Genomic DNA, 16,822 nt, shown 5'->3' on the forward strand with positions numbered 1-16,822 from the left:
AACGCGGCTGCTCGGCTTGCTGCATAGCCGGACCGCTCAGCTTGCCGTATGGCCGGGTTGCCGTATGGCCGGGTTGCCGTATGGCCGGGTTGCTCGAATTGCCGCACGCCCCCGGACTGCTCTGCTCGCCGCATGGCCGGGCTGCTCGGATCACCCCACGGGCCCGAACTTCCCGGCCTAAAGAAAAAGATCGTCTGTGCGGGTTGTCCGGCGGGCAGTTTTCCAATATAATGGAAAAGACGAAGCACGTCCCGATCCATTTTCGATATGGAGCCGGGACGCTTTTTATTTCCCGGAGGTGATCGTGGCGATGAATTTCGAGGACATGCATGCTCAGTGGATTCAATACCATTTACAGAAAAGGAAAGGAGAACGAAAAGGCCGTTTGGAACGGGGACATCAAACCGCGGAAAAATTGTTTTGCCACAATGTTTGGTGGCCTCTCCGCGGAAATTTCGACGATTTGCACCCGGAATATGAAGTGCTGGATTGGCGGGGGCATTCCTATTTTTGCGATTTCGTCTGGCTGACCCCGACGGTAAAGCTGGTCATTGAAATTAAAGGATTCGGGCCTCATGTCCGCGATATGGACAGACAAAAATATTGCAACGAACTGAATCGGGAAACGTTTTTGTCAGCGATCGGGTTTCAAGTGATTTCATTTGCTTACGACGATGTTGCCCAGCGTCCCGATCTATGCATCACGCTTCTGCGCTTGGTGCTTAGCCGCTATCAGTTTTCCGCTCCCGATTTGAAAAGCGCGGCGGAGCGTGAAATCGTCCGTCTTGCCTACGCGCTGGCCCGTCCGCTGCGTCCGATCGATGTGGAAAAACATTTAGGTATTAATTATCGCACGTCCGTACGTGCCCTGCAATCGCTTTGCGGGAAAGGCGTATTCTCTCCTGTTACCGGAGCAGACGGGAAGTATGTCGTCCGTTACGTTCTGCAGCACAACGCGTTTCACGGATTATAGGAATCGCAGCTGGGCAGCCTTTGCTGCGAATGGCAGCGGTGCGCCGTGCGGGGTTCGGCAACCCCGGCGCAGGAGTCCGCGGTCACACCTGCGTTCGGGGGCCGTGGCCACACTGCGCGGTGCGGGTCCGCGGCCGCACCTGCGCTGCGGAAGTTCGCACCACACCGCGGTGCGGGCAACCATGGTTGCAGGATTCCTGCATTTTTACATCATTTTTCCTTAGCCAGGCGATTTTTGATGAAATTCCTGCGAAAATACATCATTTTTACCCTGAACTACCAAAATATCGGCGGTGGCGAGCAAAAAAACTGTATAATCGCAGGAATTTCTCCGCCAGTGCTCGGTTTGCGCGTAAATTCCTGCACTTTTGCACCTTTCAAAAGCTCCATGAATGCAAGCAATCACTGCGAAAGCTCCATGACCGCAAGCAATCACTGCGAAAGCTCCATGAACAGCATCAAGCCCCAGCAACCGCAAGCAATCACCACGCAGTATGGCCGCGGACTTCCGCATCGCGCAGTATGGCCGCGGACTTCCGCACCGCGCAAGCCGCGACTCAAAAGAGAGCGTGTGCCTCAACTACCGGCGGGGCGAGTGCCTCTCCGCGCATTTCATTCGTAATAACCGCTCCCTTTGGTAAAAGTTGCGATATACCAATGGTTGCCGAACGGGTCCACAATACCGCCGCTGCGCTCTCCATACGGCATGTCCGATGGTTCATAAAGCGTTTCGGCACCGGCGTCCAACGCCCGCTTGAAGCAATCATCCGTATTTTCGACAAATACATGCAGCGTATTGACGCGAGACGGAAAACGGTCATTCCCCTCTGAAATTTCAACGACCGAATCGCCGATACGCACTTCAGCGTGAGTGACGGTGCCGGTTTCATCCGTATGACGGTTCAGTTCCTCCGCATAAAACGCGGTTACGAGGAATTCGATCATTTGATCCGCATTGCTTACGATGAAGTAAGGCGTTACGCTTTGATACCCGACAGGCGCGAACTGTTTCATGGGTTGTCCCTCCGGTTTATTCAGATTCCAGACTCGTTAATCATTGTAACGAAGAAACGCGAACGGATATTGTAAATTTTTGACCTTGGCTTAAAGTGCAATATGGTTGCGGTGTCTCCCCGGTACTGCCTGGTAATCGCTCGGATTGATGCCGGAAAAAGACTGAAAGTCCTTAATAAAATGAGCTTGATCGTAGTAACCGCAAGAGAGGGCAATGTCTGTCCAGACGATGTTTTCACTGCGTGCGATACAGTCAAGCGCATGTTGAAAACGGAGAATGCGGCTGTATACTTTCGGAGTCATGCCGACCGTTTCTTTAAACATTTGGTTGAATACCCGGTGGCTCAGTCCGATCCGGTCAACGACTTCCATGACATGACGGCCCGGCAAGTTATTCAACGCGTATCGGACAGCCGGATGGATCGTTAAAGGCCTAAACGCGAAGGACAACAATCCGCGTTCCATCACCCGGAACATTCCTTCCGGAGACTGGGCTGCCAGCAGTTCCTCGCGAAGAGAACCCGCCTTTGCTCCCCAGACTGCATCCAACGGCACATGACTGTTCAGAAGCTCCTGCAGCGGTTCTTTCAAAAACGGACGGGCTCCTCCGGGCTTGAAATGAATGCCGATGACTGTAGCTTCACCGGCCGTATCAATGGCATAATAATCCGAATGCGGGCCGCACAGGACGGAATGCCCCGGTTCCATCTGCCCCGCTCTCCGGTCAAGCAAGCGGACGGATTCGTCTTGAAGAACGAAGATCGCATCGGCAGAGCCGTCCGGCAAAGTGCGTTCCCATGTATGAAAAGAGTTGTAACCTTCCATATACCAAAAATAATCGACAAACATGCTTAACGGGGCGATGGGGATGTATGTGTGAATTAGCATAAACCGTTGTGCGGCTTCCAAAAGAGTCTGCGGGATACATACTGCGAGGCCGCTTTCCTCCATTGTCAAAATTGAAAAAGGTGAGGCTTGCGTCGAAGATCGAGTCGTGAGGTTGCCCGCCGTCCTCCAGCGCTTGGCGTAGCGAAAATCCCTTGTCGATCGCGGCAAGGGTATCGGTCTCTACACCTCAATCATCCCTTGCCTTTCATAGGGATAGTCGATTTGCTTCTTAATGATCTCAACCGCTCCTTTGTTTACCAAAAGTTCGACAATATATAAAGCGAGGTCGATGGATGTTGAAACGCCTCCCGCCGTTATCACGTTCCCATCTCGAACGATTCGGGCTTTCACTACTTCTTTGCAATACGGTTCTAATAGCTCATAAGCATTAGGATGGGTGGTTGCTTTCTTGTTCTTTAAAAAACCTGCAGCTCCGAGCAAGAGCGAGCCGGTACAAACGGACACGATGTATTGGACTTGACCGGCTTGCCGCAGCCATGAAATACATTCCTCATCGAAGCGAAGTTTTCGCGTTCCCATACCTCCCGGAACAAACAATAAATCATATTCAGACAGGTCGGGCTTAATCCGGTTGACTTTAATCGTTAATCCTGATTCATCGGATATTTCTTCCGAAAGTCCGCAAATATCCCACGTCGTTCCTTTTGTCTCTTCAAACCAATTCAACCGATTTACAACATCATAAAAACCGATAAAGTCTAAAAACGTGATCCCGTTAAAGACGACGAAACCAATCCTCATAGGCGCCCCCCTGGATTCAAAGTTACTTTCTTAAATAGGCAATGTAATCGGTTTGGATACCTGAGTAGCCTAAGTGTCTAAGAATCGTAGAGATATTGCCCCGATGATAGGTTCCATGATTCACGACATGTTGAACGATCTCAGCAATGGAATTCCGAAACTCTTGTCCCGCTGTGTTCGTGTAGGTCACGCTCTTCTCCATATCATGAACGGATAATAAATATTCACGAATTTGCCATTGCAAATTGTTCATGTAATTGCCGGCTTCCTCGATATTGGAAAATTGCTTGTTCGCAAGCGATGCCGAAGATTCCTCCTTGATCCTGGAAAACCACACTTCATCGACGGAGACGATATGGCCGATGACTTCCGCAATGGATTTGAACCCCAAATCGACTTCTTTCAATAATATCTCACCCGGCAATGATTTCAGATGATTCATCATTCTTTCATTCGCCCAAATATGATAATCATACAATTGAAAAATCCGTCCGTTCATTCCACTCTCTCTCCTCGGCGCGATTGATCTTAGTTGGCCCCTACAAATCGTTTTTAATCCCTCTGCCAATAAAGCTGGCGGAAACCGGTTGTAATCCGAGCTCCCTTGACCAAACGGATAATTGTCCCATATGATGAATTTCATGCGCGATGACATGCCTTAAAATTTCGCCGTGTGTGTATGTATGTTTACTCCATGGTGCGAGGATTTGCCTTTCTTCCAGATCCGCTGTCCAATGATCTAAAAAGTCCTTTATTTCCCCCCGATATTGATCGGACAACTGACGTATGAATTCCAAATCCAGATCATCCGAATAATCAGGGTCCGGGACGGGTTCTTCTTGCAATGCTTTTATCCAACTATATTCGACATCCGTGATATGAAAAAAAGTTTTTAAAATTGATCCGACTCCGCCCGTGCGTTCTTTTGTTAATTCCCGATGGGGAAGTTGACGACATAACTCGAACCATTCATCTCTTACTTCCCAGTTATATACAAATAGTTGCTTCATCGTTTCCCCCCTCCTTTTCACGTACTCATGATAAGACCCGACCTTCGATAGCTCCGATCTTCGGCCGGGTCATATGTCGTCCGAGCTTCTTCCATGATTATACATCTGATGACCGAAGGATAAAAGCCCAATGGCGCAGATATCGTGTTATAGGTTGCCGCCGCCATTTGCCGGTTTTGCGGAAAGCCGGAGGCATGCCAGCCTCTCCTCATCGTTGGCTATGATCGCCCTTCGTAGGCCTGGAGCAAAGATTGCAGGTTGATTTTCTTCTCCGTCCGGAGCAAAGCATTCATCACTCTTTCCGACTTCTCCGGATCGGGGTCGGTGATCATCTCCGTAAGATTCGCGGGGACGACTTGCCACGATACGCCAAATTTGTCTTTAAGCCAGCCGCATACTTGCGCTTTTTCGTCTCCGCCTTCCGACAGCTTGTCCCAATAGTAGTCGATCTCGGCCTGATCTTCGCATTGGACGACAAAAGAAACCGCTTCCGTAAATTTATATTGGGGTCCGCCGTTCAATGCAATGAAAGGTTGTCCGTCCAATTCAAATTCGACAGTCATGACCGTTCCTTCGGGAAACCTGCGGTTGTCTTTTCCGTAATACGTTTTTCTGCCAACTCTGGAGTTGTTGAAAATAGTCGTGTAGTAATGGGCCGCCTCTTCTGCTTGCGTTTCAAACCACAAATACGGCGTAATTCTTTGAGCAATTTTCATCTCGATTCCTCCTGCCTGCGTCAAATTTTTCAATTCGATTATGCAAGTGTTTCACGATTCACCCTGTCGTACTTATTCGCACGTTTCGTAGTTCTTTTTTAAGCAGCATATCAATGAAAACCGATTTATGGCTCACTTTTGTTCCTACTACTATTTTTAAATTCTCCTCGCGGTTTCTCATTCATATGTTCCCCATTCTTTGCATACCTGCTAAGCATCCCGTTCGCCGGGCATCCAACCGACCATTTGGCTCCATTGATCCGCCTTCTGCATCATACTCCAAATAAATGGTCGTTTCGCATCCACATAACCGTGGCGATCGTCTCTGTATCGTTCGGCCAGGCGAATCTTGCACTCGGCATAGGCCAAGCGCTCTTCCTCATGGCAACGCAGATAGTCGCGGAACAAGAGCGCGAGTTGCTCGGACCAACTCCCTTCTCTTCTTACGTGGATATGTGTTCTCGCCATTCCGGGTCCCTCCCTGAAATATCGTTTGGTCAAATCCGGATTGTCGGACCTCCACCGGAAACCGCAGCGTTCCAAAGGAAGCCGAATAGCTTCGAACGGTTCGAACGATCGCACCGATATTTGGATGTCGATAATCGGTTTGGCGGCAAGTCCCGGGACGGATGTGGAGCCGATATGATCGATTCGAACGGCTGTTTCCCCGAGCTCCGCTCGCAGCAATTGCGCTATGTGTTGAAACCGGAGGGGCCATTCGGGCTGGTACGATTCGATCGTAATTTCGTCAGACATGGTGTCATCCTTTCATGTTTCCATTTCATTTTTCAGTTATGATTATGTTACTGCTCCTGAAGCTACGCATATGCTATTTGACCTCGCCATGACGTGTCCATGATGTCGTTTCCCACTACAAATAGCCAAGATTGCAAGGGGGCTTTTTATGGAAATCGTTTTTATTCGGCACGCTCAAGGCGAGCATACGGTACGCCCGCCCGCAAGCTTGCAGATTCCCGATCCGGCTCTAACCGAAACAGGCATTGGCCAGGCAGCGAAGCTGAAAGAAACGCTTCCGCTTACTTCGGCGGATGCGGTCATTGCCAGCCCGACAAGGCGAACCCTGCAGACCGCTTCGATCTGGAGCGAAGACGTCCCCTGTGTGAAAATCGTCCATCCGCTCGTAGGGCCGCGCATGTTTCCCCTGCTGCCCCCCGAGTTTGCTCTGCCATGCGATCGGTCTCTTTCCGGGGAAACGATCCGTCGCGAGTTCCCGCATTTCGAACATGCAGCACATCTTGCGGAGCATGTTTGGCAGTACGGAATCAACGCGCTGCCTGACCACTCCTTTCATGCTCTGGCAAACGAATTCGTCCGGTGGTGCCAATCGCTGAACAAGCCGCGTCTGTACGTCGTTGCCCATGACGGCACAATCGCTTCCTACCGCCGGCATATCAGCGGTGAAGCACTCACCCGCACGGACTTTCAAGGCGAAACCGGGTGGCACATCATGTCCATATAGGAGGCGGTCGGGCCGCATCCCAAGCGGCCTTGAATTCGGCCACACTGGCATACCGTAATGGCCGGTCCGGTCGGACGGCACGCATCGCGACATCATAGAGCGCCTGTCCGGCCTCCCATTTGGAAAATGACCGGTCAAGCTCCCCTCCCAACATTCCGAACGCTATGGCTCCCATCGTGAATACATTGGTCCTGGCATCAATCGGGGCCCCGTAAGTAAACTCCTCAGGCGATTTGAATCTTTTGGATCCCCAGAAATCCCCCATATCGTTTACCGAAGGCGCTTTTCTGTAAAAATCGATATCGCATATTCGGGTCGCATAGTTTGAAAAATCATACAAAATGCTCCCGTCATAAAAATCTACGGCGACATACCCCTTCGATTCCACATGTACATGAAACGAAAAAATGGCGTCCAGCGATGTCAGTCTCTTCTCAATCGGCAGTCGCTTGTAACGATAGAATGGGGAATCCGGATGCTCGTATTTGGCCGGGGGCGGAAAAGACCAGTGCGCATGCAGACACTCGCCGTCGAACCATTCGAACACCGCCGCATAACCGGTTTCAACCGGAAAATGCGACACCAATCGAATAAGAGCCGGATGGCTCAACTCATGGTACAACGGAATCGCTTGCTTTAATCGGTCTATTGCCTCCTGAGGATCGCCCTCGAAATCTATAGGTTTGCAGCCCGCAAACTTTACAAAGTACTTCCTGCCTGCCTTCTCCACTCCGAAACCGATGTTTCCCGAATCCTGCCGGTCGAATACGGTGAATACGCGGCCCAGACTTTTAAGCCAATCAAACGAATAGGCTTCCTGCAATTGAAACATAACGTTATCGATGGTTATGGTGTACGGAACGCTGCTCATTCGGCCTCCTCAATGTTTATCCGATATGCTTCGATCGACCATAACTACTTCCATTTCAAGGTCATAATTTCCTTGTTTCACCTGATCATTATCGGAACATTTGCGGCAAACTGACGTGATAAATATTACTTGACAGGAATATTCCTTATCGGTTATATTATAGACATGAAATTCTCGAGGAGCAAAATGACTTATGAATGTATCGACTTTCAGCGCTCTTGCAGAACCCAATCGGTTAGATATCGTTGAACTGTTGCGAGACGGTCCTCTACCGGTCGGAGAAATCGCAGACCGGCTTCAGCTGGGACAACCGCAAACTTCCAAGCATCTCCGCGTTCTCAACGAAGCCGGTCTTGTCGAAGTGCAGCCGGTGGCCAATAAGCGGATTTATAAACTGCGCGCCCAACCGTTTCAAGAACTGGACGATTGGCTGGAAACGTTTCGCCGGATGTGGGAGGAAAAATTCGACAATTTGGAGGCATATTTGCGCCAATTACAAGAACAGGATCACCGTGGTGGCGACAAGGAATAGTTTGATTAGCGGAGTCCCAGCTGGCCTGTCATATTATTCAGGAGCTGCTTGGATCAATAAAATCATCTAAAAATGGAGGATGAACATGACTGAAAGCAGTGTTACAAGCAAGGAAACACCTGGAAACCACCACGAATTTGTGTACACCCGGGTGTTCAACGCGCCGCGCGAGCTCGTCTTCAAAGTCTGGTCGGAAGTCGATCATCTCAAGAAATGGTGGGGACCGAGAGGTTTCGAGTGGGGGACGGCCAAGCTTGATTTTCGTCCGGGCGGAGTATTCCATTACAGTATGCGCACGCCTGACGGCATCGAGATGTGGGGCAAGTTTGAGTATCGGGAAATCGAGGAACCGGAAAAGATTGTATTTGTCAATTCGTTCTCCGATGCCGAAGGCAACAAGATCCGAGCTCCGTTCAGTCCCACGTTCCCCTTGGAAGTACTAAATATCTTGACTTTTACTGAACATGAAGGAAAAACGACGCTTACCCTTGCCGGCGGCCCAATCCATGCTTCCGAGGAAGAACGCAACACTTATAAGGGAATGATTGAATCTTTGAAACAAGGCTTCGGCGGAACCTTCGATCAGCTCTCCGACTACTTGGCGACAATCTCATAAGATTCATGAAAAAGGAGCCCAATCATGAGCTCCTATTTCATATGTAATCGTTACTTGACTTTTTGAATCTTGAATGTAAACTTCCATTCTGCCGAATTTCCTGAATACCTGCCCCGATTTTCTACAACCTTTACCTTTAACGATTTGTTTATCGTTTTGGTCACTGAAGATACCTTTATTGTCGAAACCGCTGTCCCGGCCTCCGGTATTTTTATCCTGCTCTTCGGCATATGCCTCTAACTTTACGCTCCCCGTTGATTTCAGTTTCAAAGTGACGGTCGATCCTTCTCGCAGTTCTTTTCCATTAACAGATGCCGTTGTATACCATTCATGACCGACATGGTTATTCTCGATGAGTTCGACACGAACAAGGGTTACCTTTACTTCTACAGTCTTAGCGGCTGCCGATACCGGTTGTGCAAGCAAAAGCGCGAATAATGACAATACCAATAAAGCTTTTATTCCTTTAAACATAAGAGAGTGCCTCCCTCAAAAACGAAATGAATGATCATCCCGCAAGCCTTCCATTTCACGCCATTGGATTCCGGATCAGGAAGGGAAAGAAGCATGGACTTGCAAAAAATGTTCCAACTTGAACTTATCCGTCACATTCTCTATGTCTTCATCGATCTGCATACATTCATATTGTACCAACTGGCCGTCTTGATAAAAACAGCGGTGTTCAAAGCAACCCGGATCATGGATCAGCTTCCCGATGAATTTCGGAATATTCGTTACAATCCCTCTATTCTCGGGATGCAATATCCACTGCATATCTTTCCAGTCCAAAATCCCCTCATCCGTCTTCCTCGGCGTCTCATAACGATAATCAGACGGTAACTCGACGATGTAGGCGTACATCCCCCCTGTCCATGTCCCACCCACAAACCACGTCACTACACCTTTAAAATCAATCGAATCGAGAACAATCCCCGTTTCTTCTTTTACCTCCCGCAAAATGGATTCTCTTGGCGTCTCATTGGGTTCCAGTTTTCCCCCAACGCCATTCCACGCTCCCATCCAGCTCGGTTTTTCTCGGTTTAATAATAGGATATGATCGCCTTGTTTGATAAAGCATATCGTAAATTTCAGCATAAATTATAACATATCCCCGCTTTCTTCGAACAAGCCCTCAAAGCAGCTTTGCATGTAAGTATGGATTGCTCAGTAGTAAGGTTTTGACTCGTGAAATCGTATTTTTCCTTTTCGGTAACACTGCAATTCTATTTAACAGAATCCATCTCAGGCAAGCGATTGCCTCGAATAATAACAGTTCTTCATCCGTATAATTCGTTTCGGATAAAAAAGCGGAACGATAAACAGAATAATACTTTTCACTAACATAAATCCGGATTAATACATTCGACCAAGCCATATCGAACCTCGGATCGCCCGGCTGTCCGTTGGTCCAATCGATCACTGTATAGTTTCCATCCTTTTCCAGGATATTGCCCAAGTTATAATCTCCATGAATAATGGAATCTTGCTTTATTTTCGCCCTTTCGACAAGCTGAACGAGCAGATTCTCAATATCCGGATGATCGTGAATGCCGGGGTAAAAATAACGGACAAATTCATGTTGGGGTAATTTGAAGTCACCTAGCGATTCTAACGGGACCTTATGTATATCGAGCAATACTTTTGCAAGTTGAGTCAGTTTGGATTGATCGACGCGGTTGACGGGCAGCCCGTCAAAAGAGGTTAATAAAACCGGATTGTCGCTCTCATCGACTCCCCAGCCAATAGGTTTCGAAACGGCCTTCCCTTGACGATATAAAACATCCAATAACTTATATTGAATGCCCACCTCCGGTTTTGAATGCCTGTTCCAGATCTTTAATACAAAGCCGGATTCCGGCGTACAAATTTTGATCACTTCCGCTTCGAGTCCGGACTCCAGTGGAGTAACATCCAAAGAGTCAGAGTGTTTTTCCAATGATTCGAAATCCATGCTTTTTTCAATCCAGCGGATATTTCGGACAAGCTCCCTCATGTTTTTCTCTTCCCTTCGTTAGCCCAAAATCAACGGCTTAATCGTATGAAATAATTTGTGGGAATCAACCTTTTCATAGTTCCAAAGCATAATCTTTTCCATTGATTTCGCAGACAATATCGTCATCCCTTGCAATGCTTCTCGGGCCCGTTCCCCAACCGGCATCCAGCGTTTGGAAACGAATGGTATCTCCCGAAGATATCGTTAATAGAGAAGGTACTTCTTTCGTAAATGATCCGATCAATGCTACCTGGGTCAAATGAATATGATGTACGCTCATGAAATCGCCTCCAAAAATACGACCCGGCCTTCGAATAGCTCGATCTTAGGCCGGGTCTTGCGTCGTCTGAGCTTCTTCCATGATTATACATCTGATGGCCAAGGGATGAAAGGCCTCACAGCCTGCACTTCGGAATAAGATTTCGCCGTAGTCGACGCGCACGGTCTTAACGATCGTACGCTTTTAACGCGATCACCGCATTGTGCCCGCCAAAACCGAAAGAGTTGGATAGCCCGATGTTCAATGCCGCTTCGCGCGCTTCGTTCGGCACATAATCCAAATCGCATTCAGGATCTTTCCGCTCCAGATTAATGGTCGGGGGGATTACGTTGTGCTGAATCGTTTTGACTAAAGCGATGGCTTCAACTGCACTGGACGCTCCCAACAAATGGCCAAGCATGGACTTATTAGCTGTAATCGGAATCCGGTAAGCATAGTCTCCGAATAATTTTTAATCGCTAACGTTTCGGACCTGTCACCGATTTCGGTGCTTGTAGCGTGTGCACTGATGACATCCACTTCTTCAGGACGAATGCCGGCTTCTTGAATGGCCCGTTTCATAGCCTGATAAGCGCCGATCCCTTCCGGATGGGTCGCCACCATATGATAGGCGTCGGAAGTAGCTCCATAGCCAATGACTTCTGCATAGATGCGGGCATCTCTACGCAAAGCATGCGCAAGCGACTCCAGAACCAGTATCCCTGCGCCTTCCGCGATAACGAATCCGTCTCGTCCCGCATCGAATGGACGACTGGCTCGGGACGGTTCATCGTTCCGAGTCGATAAAGCCGTCGCATTGCCGAAACTCGCCAAAGATATTTCCGTAACAGCGGCTTCGGCTCCTCCGGCAATTACGATATCAGCGTGTCCGGAACGTATTAGACGAAATGCCTCTCCAATCGCCGTATTTCCGATCGAACACGCCGTTACAGGGGATAAGGTCGGCCCTATCGCACCGTATTTTATACTAATGGAAGCGGCCGCCATATTGGATATCATCATGGGCACCAACGTCGGGCTTACACGTTCCGGACCGCGCTCCCGAATAATCGCAGCTTGATCGGACAAGGTGTGAATGCCCCCAACACCCGAACCGACGTACACCCCCATACGTTCCCGATTCACGTGCTCAAGAGAAAGCCCGGAATCTTCCCAAGCTTGCTCGGCCGCAGCCACTGCAAATTGACAGAACCGATCCATGCGCCGCGCTTCTTTTCGTCCGAACCGCTCATCTGCGTCAAAATCGCGCACTAATCCCGCTATTTTGGACTTATATCTGGATACATCAAAGGTATCGATGCGGGTAATTCCCGATTCCCCTCTTACTAATCGGTTCCAAAAACGTTCTACCGTGTTTCCGAGCGGCGAAACGACCCCCATCCCCGTAATGACTACCCTTTCCATTACCGTCGACCTCCTCGTAACGCAAGCTTTATAAACTTATCTTGTCACGTTCGTTATCCTATTACAAGTTGTTGTTTATCATAGTATAATAAGTACCATAATAAGGGGGCGATAACATGGATCGGGAAACAAGACTCCAAGCGCTATCGGCTTTTTTGAAGGCTAAACGAGCCAAAATTCCACCCGAATCGATCGGTTTGGCGCCGGGTACACGCAGAAGAACACCGGGCCTCCGCCGAGAAGAAGTCGCCCAACTGGCAGGCGTGAGCACCACCTGGTATACGTGGCTTGAACAGGGGCGGGACATCCGAGTGTCAAGATCGGTGCTGGATTCGATCGCAACCGCGCTGCAGTTGAGCATCGATGAACGGAAATATCTGTATGCTTTAACGTTGGAGTCCGGTTCGGGAGCGACATTATGGAAGGAAGAGTCTCCTGAGATCAGTCCGTCTTTAAAAAGATCATGAATGAGTTGCGCTATTGTCCGACGATCATCACCGACAGGCGATTTTTATTGTCGGATGGAATGAAGCTGCGTCCTGCGTGTTTTTGGATTTCGAACAAATTCCGTTCGAGCAGCGCAACATGATCCGTTTATTGTTCGCAAGGAAAGAACTTCGGCGATTGGCCGTTAACTGGGAACATTTTACCCGGGGATATCTTGCCATCTTTCGCGCTTATTACGGTCAATACGTGGAGGATGAATGGTACGATCGGTTTCTGGAGGAGATGAAGCGGGTTCACCCTGATTTCGACCATCTTTGGCAACAAAGCGAGGTAAAACCGCACCGGATGTATTGATCGAATTTCGTCATGCCAAAGCAGGGATAATGATGTTTAATTTAACATCGCTGCAGGTGCAAGGCAGTGCAGATTTGCGCTGCAGCATCTACACCCCGAATCCCGATTCCCCGACGGAAAATAAGTTGAAAAAATTAATGGAGCGTAAATAATTTACACTCCCGTGGTTGTTATGTGAATTCGTGTTCCGGCTTTCTTCGGAATGCGATTAGAGCTTGCCTGGCCGCAGTATCGCCATCCGAATCATCCTTCGATGAACCCGCGGAAAAACCAGTGATTGCAGTACGGTTTCGGTTCCGGTATCGTTTCCCCCAACTGCTCGGCAGCCGTCCGCGGGCAGAACGGATCTCGCAGCAGCGCACGGCCGATCGCGACGATATCGGCACTGCCCTTCCGCAAAATCGCTTCTGCCTGCGGTCCATAATCCCAGAGATCCCGGGTCCGCTCCCCGTTCCTCTACGCCCGTCACTTCCAGCATGACGAGTCCTACCTGACCAAGCGCACGGGCTCCATAGTGCAGAAACTGCCATTCGGACAGTTTGCCGTCTTGATCAGCGGTTACCGTTCCCATCGGAGACATCATAATGCGATTTTTGAACTCGACACCGCGAATGGCAATCGGACTGAACAACATCGCCATCGTACCACTTCCCTCAATGACCGTTGATAGACTCCTTCGATTAATCTATTACGTAAATATAAACTGAATACGATCCGAGGATCAAAAAAAAGCGAAGCACGCTTATGGCGTGCTTTTTTGGTTTCGGCAAAGGAAAGGGGGGCTTGTTTGGGACGATTTGTGACTTTCGTTCGGGAATCCGATATAAAATGAAGGGGCACAAAATTCGCGGCCCTTAACGTTACGAGATATGATAAGAAAAAAGATGATATAGGAGGAATAAGAAAAATGAAGAAGACTCTTTTGGCGGGAATGGCAGCAATAACGTTAGTAACCGCACAAGGTTCTTTCGTTCCACAAACGGTGATCGCATCTTCTCAAGACGCAGCTTTCGATCTCAAAGGCATTAAGGATGATATCACTAGCATTAAAGATGATGATGTCGAAAAGGCAAAAGATCTTTTCAACAAACTGAAGGATGTCAAAGACCACTGGGCTGCTGCGGCTATTCAAAAAGCAATCGAGCGCGGCTATGTAAACGGTTACGGGGATCTTACCTTCAAACCCAACGCGCAAGTCACCCGCGCGGAGTTCATAAAGATGGTTGTCGTCGGCATTGGCATTAATACATCGAGCGTAGCCCAGGGTTCTAAATGGTACGACCCTTATGTGAATGCTGCAATCCAAAACAATCTCATTACCGCCAAAGAATACCCGTCTGGTGATTACAACACAGCCATGACTCGGATGGAAATGGCAAGGCTATCTGTTCGAGCTATCGGAAAGACAGCATCTAGTGATGCGGAATACATGTATCTTGCAACAAAAAACGGTTTGATCTCGGGTGTAGGTAATGGGAAACTAGCGGAAAACGACACAACGACTCGGGCTCAAGCGGTTACAATTATCGAGCGCATAATCACAGTGAGGGAAGGCGGGTCACTTCCTGTTGATCAGGCAGCAGTCAAAACTGCGGAGGCTGCAATGAATGCCAAGACAGACCCATGGGGTTCTGCAATCCGCACAACGAATCTCCCGTCGAACGCAAAGAATTTCCCATACATTCTGGAAAAATGGCCGAATGAAATGTACGAACTCAAACTAAAATACTCACGAGAATTCATCAGTGCTGCAAAATTCGTTGAAGACGACTTGTATAGCAAAGAAGCAGCAAAATACTGGGCTGATACCGTTAACCAATGGGGGAAACAAATTCTTAATGTTGATTATAAGACAATCGGAGACGATTGGGCTGAAAAATACATGGGGGCGATGCTTCAACAAGGTTCAGGGCTCAAAACCAGCACTGATAAGTATGTCAAATGGGTGAAAGAAAACCAAATCGCCATTGAAGGCAGCCTAACTGCAGAGCCATCAATTGTACAATATGCAGACGGGGCAATCTATGTCCGTAGTTATTTCCGTTTTAAGATCAACTCATATAAAGCAGACAAGGACATTGTTCAAGATTTCTGGTATTCCCCCGGAACATACAAAAAGAATCAATGGTATGAAGGCTATGCGGATATTCCTTTGGTTACCAAAGTTTACATGGGGACTTACAAGGACTATAAGGTCGCTTCAAGTGCAAGCATCTTTATGCAAGGAAGTGTGAAAGAGGCAAAATAATTAATAGTAAGGGAACGAGTGGATGACATTATGATTAAAGGAAAACGGGGCTTATACAAGCTATTGATGTCATTATTAATTTTCACCCTGGCTTTCCCTATGCTGAACTTCACGGCAAGAGCTGCTCCACCAGGAAGCGATATCTATTTTGATAAAATGGTGGGTTAGTTGTAGAAGTTACTTCAACTGCTGCGACAAGCGGGATAAGATATCGAACCGTTGGATGGATGGTAACTGCAGAACCTACTTGTAGAGATGGAGATTGTAGGCCCAAAAATTTTCCGCATGTAGAGTTTGAAAATGCAAGGGACGCTGTGATGAGCACCGACCCTCCGACTCCGGTTCCGGGCCAGCACGTAAAAACAACATGGTATTTTAATCCGGACGTTGTAAATGGTCAGTTTTTCAACGTTTTTGAAGATTTGCTACAACCAAACCAAAGACTATACTTAAGTGCTGTTATGGAATCATATGACGCGAACACTGGTAAAAGAAGGAGCCGGGTCCGTCCCTTTAATGAGCATAAAATAAGCTCGTTTCACATCGACGTCTGTCAAAGCAAGATTTCATCGATCCGTAAGGGCCGGCGTTAATATCCATCTTTTTGGCGAGGAGGGCGGCATTTCTTGCCGGAGCGCCGCCGTCCACCTTGCCCGTGGATTTCTTGGCGTCTTCGATAAATTCTTTCAGATTGGCGTAAGGCGCATCCTCGTGAACCGCCGGCACATAAGTGTCGTCGTAAACGCCGATGGCCACCACTTCAAAATCCTTATGCGAAAACTCCGAGGTGCCGATGACGTTATTGACCAGCATGCTTTCATGGAACCACAGGGCGGTATAGCCGTCCGGCTTGGCGTCCTTCACCTTGGTCGCCCCTACGGTGCCGTTGGCGCCTTTCATATTCACGACGACGACCGGTTTGCCCAGCTCCTTCTCCAAATATTTGGCATACGTTCTGGCATGGAAATCGGTATCGCCTCCCGGAGCGTACGGAACGACAAGCTCTAATCGGCTTTTCCGGCCAATGCCGCATCGGTTATGTCATTGATCCAGTCAAGGGCTACGTTCGTTTCAGAAACGGGAAGGATGCTTTAGGGGAGCGTATTCCTCTTGAAGCGGGGATGATTCTGTTTTCCGGAGCTGGATGGCACGTCTTTGAATATGACGAAGTCGGGTATGTGGACATTGTGTTTATTTACGGCCAAGTGACCCGCATTAGTTGAGTCCGTATAATT

At 48.6% G+C, this 16,822-nt stretch carries 21 protein-coding genes and 2 pseudogenes; 7 read left to right on the top strand and 16 right to left on the bottom strand.

Annotated elements, in window-relative coordinates; genetic code table 11:
* Positions 1 to 385: 385 nt before the first annotated feature.
* Positions 386 to 973, top strand: coding sequence for a DUF559 domain-containing protein (locus PACILC2_RS16460; RefSeq protein WP_372447153.1), 588 nt, complete (start codon positions 386 to 388; stop codon positions 971 to 973).
* 219 nt (positions 974 to 1,192) lie between these two features.
* Here the strand turns inward: PACILC2_RS16460 and PACILC2_RS16465 are convergent, their stop codons facing one another.
* The 8 genes from PACILC2_RS16465 to PACILC2_RS16500 form a co-directional block, all read right to left on the bottom strand.
* Entirely contained in the window at positions 1,193 to 1,444 is a 252-nt protein-coding gene (locus tag PACILC2_RS16465) for a hypothetical protein (protein WP_213529584.1), read from the bottom strand.
* A 140-nt stretch (positions 1,445 to 1,584) separates the two neighbouring features.
* Positions 1,585 to 1,986: a VOC family protein gene (locus tag PACILC2_RS16470; RefSeq protein WP_213529586.1), complete on the bottom strand. Its 402-nt coding sequence runs from the start codon at positions 1,984 to 1,986 to the stop codon at positions 1,585 to 1,587.
* A gap of 90 nt (positions 1,987 to 2,076) precedes the next feature.
* On the bottom strand, positions 2,077 to 3,042 hold the full coding sequence (locus tag PACILC2_RS16475) for a helix-turn-helix transcriptional regulator (protein WP_213529588.1): 966 nt from the start codon (positions 3,040 to 3,042) through the stop codon (positions 2,077 to 2,079).
* Positions 3,043 to 3,054: 12 nt separating this feature from the next.
* A complete protein-coding gene (locus PACILC2_RS16480) occupies positions 3,055 to 3,636 on the bottom strand; it encodes a DJ-1/PfpI family protein (RefSeq protein WP_213529590.1) in 582 nt (193 codons plus the stop codon).
* A gap of 22 nt (positions 3,637 to 3,658) precedes the next feature.
* Positions 3,659 to 4,135, bottom strand: a complete 477-nt coding sequence (locus PACILC2_RS16485) for a DinB family protein (RefSeq protein ID WP_213529592.1) — start codon at positions 4,133 to 4,135, stop codon at positions 3,659 to 3,661.
* 40 nt (positions 4,136 to 4,175) lie between these two features.
* Complete coding sequence (locus PACILC2_RS16490; RefSeq protein ID WP_213529594.1) at positions 4,176 to 4,646, bottom strand: DinB family protein; 471 nt, start codon at positions 4,644 to 4,646, stop codon at positions 4,176 to 4,178.
* 218 nt (positions 4,647 to 4,864) lie between these two features.
* On the bottom strand, positions 4,865 to 5,362 hold the full coding sequence (locus PACILC2_RS16495) for a VOC family protein (RefSeq protein WP_213529596.1): 498 nt from the start codon (positions 5,360 to 5,362) through the stop codon (positions 4,865 to 4,867).
* A gap of 210 nt (positions 5,363 to 5,572) precedes the next feature.
* Complete coding sequence (locus PACILC2_RS16500) at positions 5,573 to 6,118, bottom strand: GrpB family protein (RefSeq protein WP_213529597.1); 546 nt, start codon at positions 6,116 to 6,118, stop codon at positions 5,573 to 5,575.
* 148 nt (positions 6,119 to 6,266) lie between these two features.
* Between PACILC2_RS16500 and PACILC2_RS16505 the strand changes: the two genes are divergently transcribed.
* Positions 6,267 to 6,842, top strand: a complete 576-nt coding sequence (locus tag PACILC2_RS16505; RefSeq protein WP_213529599.1) for a histidine phosphatase family protein — start codon at positions 6,267 to 6,269, stop codon at positions 6,840 to 6,842.
* Here the strand turns inward: PACILC2_RS16505 and PACILC2_RS16510 are convergent.
* Complete coding sequence (locus PACILC2_RS16510; protein ID WP_213529601.1) at positions 6,829 to 7,713, bottom strand: serine/threonine-protein kinase; 885 nt, start codon at positions 7,711 to 7,713, stop codon at positions 6,829 to 6,831. The genes PACILC2_RS16505 and PACILC2_RS16510 overlap by 14 nt on opposite strands.
* Before the next feature lie 193 nt (positions 7,714 to 7,906).
* On the opposite strand from PACILC2_RS16510, the gene PACILC2_RS16515 reads away from it, so the two are divergent.
* The gene (locus PACILC2_RS16515; protein WP_062493890.1) at positions 7,907 to 8,245 is read left to right on the top strand and encodes an ArsR/SmtB family transcription factor; all 339 of its coding nucleotides are present in this window, start codon (positions 7,907 to 7,909) and stop codon (positions 8,243 to 8,245) included.
* 85 nt (positions 8,246 to 8,330) lie between these two features.
* Entirely contained in the window at positions 8,331 to 8,861 is a 531-nt protein-coding gene (locus tag PACILC2_RS16520; protein ID WP_213529602.1) for an SRPBCC domain-containing protein, read from the top strand.
* A 3-nt stretch (positions 8,862 to 8,864) separates the two neighbouring features.
* Here the strand turns inward: PACILC2_RS16520 and PACILC2_RS16525 are convergent, their stop codons facing one another.
* The 5 genes and pseudogenes from PACILC2_RS16525 to fabF all read right to left on the bottom strand — a co-directional run bounded on the left by PACILC2_RS16525 (position 8,865) and on the right by fabF (position 12,538).
* Positions 8,865 to 9,335: a hypothetical protein gene (locus tag PACILC2_RS16525; RefSeq protein WP_244863572.1), complete on the bottom strand. Its 471-nt coding sequence runs from the start codon at positions 9,333 to 9,335 to the stop codon at positions 8,865 to 8,867.
* 75 nt (positions 9,336 to 9,410) lie between these two features.
* A complete protein-coding gene (locus PACILC2_RS16530) occupies positions 9,411 to 9,956 on the bottom strand; it encodes an NUDIX hydrolase (protein ID WP_213529604.1) in 546 nt (181 codons plus the stop codon).
* Between the two features lie 37 nt (positions 9,957 to 9,993).
* The gene (locus PACILC2_RS16535) at positions 9,994 to 10,854 is read right to left on the bottom strand and encodes an aminoglycoside phosphotransferase family protein (RefSeq protein WP_213529606.1); all 861 of its coding nucleotides are present in this window, start codon (positions 10,852 to 10,854) and stop codon (positions 9,994 to 9,996) included.
* A gap of 73 nt (positions 10,855 to 10,927) precedes the next feature.
* Positions 10,928 to 11,134 carry a hypothetical protein gene (locus PACILC2_RS16540; RefSeq protein WP_213529608.1) on the bottom strand — a complete coding sequence of 69 codons (207 nt, stop codon included), beginning with the start codon at positions 11,132 to 11,134 and terminating at the stop codon, positions 10,928 to 10,930.
* 166 nt (positions 11,135 to 11,300) lie between these two features.
* Positions 11,301 to 12,538 (bottom strand): annotated as a pseudogene (gene fabF, locus PACILC2_RS16545) (beta-ketoacyl-ACP synthase II).
* 116 nt (positions 12,539 to 12,654) lie between these two features.
* Between fabF and PACILC2_RS29430 the strand changes: the two are divergent.
* Both PACILC2_RS29430 and PACILC2_RS29435 read left to right on the top strand, forming a co-directional pair.
* Positions 12,655 to 13,005, top strand: a complete 351-nt coding sequence (locus PACILC2_RS29430) for a helix-turn-helix domain-containing protein (protein ID WP_372447154.1) — start codon at positions 12,655 to 12,657, stop codon at positions 13,003 to 13,005.
* 76 nt (positions 13,006 to 13,081) lie between these two features.
* Positions 13,082 to 13,491, top strand: a pseudogene (locus tag PACILC2_RS29435) (MmyB family transcriptional regulator).
* Between the two features lie 56 nt (positions 13,492 to 13,547).
* On the opposite strand, the gene PACILC2_RS16555 reads toward PACILC2_RS29435, so the two are convergent.
* Positions 13,548 to 13,979: an oxidoreductase gene (locus PACILC2_RS16555; RefSeq protein WP_244863573.1), complete on the bottom strand. Its 432-nt coding sequence runs from the start codon at positions 13,977 to 13,979 to the stop codon at positions 13,548 to 13,550.
* 267 nt (positions 13,980 to 14,246) lie between these two features.
* On the opposite strand from PACILC2_RS16555, the gene PACILC2_RS16560 reads away from it, so the two are divergent.
* Positions 14,247 to 15,587, top strand: a complete 1,341-nt coding sequence (locus PACILC2_RS16560) for an S-layer homology domain-containing protein (RefSeq protein WP_213529610.1) — start codon at positions 14,247 to 14,249, stop codon at positions 15,585 to 15,587.
* 513 nt (positions 15,588 to 16,100) lie between these two features.
* On the opposite strand, the gene PACILC2_RS16565 is transcribed toward PACILC2_RS16560, so the two are convergent.
* Positions 16,101 to 16,613 carry a tripartite tricarboxylate transporter substrate-binding protein gene (locus tag PACILC2_RS16565; protein ID WP_280515333.1) on the bottom strand — a complete coding sequence of 171 codons (513 nt, stop codon included), beginning with the start codon at positions 16,611 to 16,613 and terminating at the stop codon, positions 16,101 to 16,103.
* Positions 16,614 to 16,822 lie beyond the last annotated feature (209 nt).

This window comes from Paenibacillus cisolokensis (genome assembly GCF_018403665.1).
GTDB classification, from domain to species: Bacteria; Bacillota; Bacilli; order Paenibacillales; family Paenibacillaceae; genus Paenibacillus_AH; species Paenibacillus_AH cisolokensis.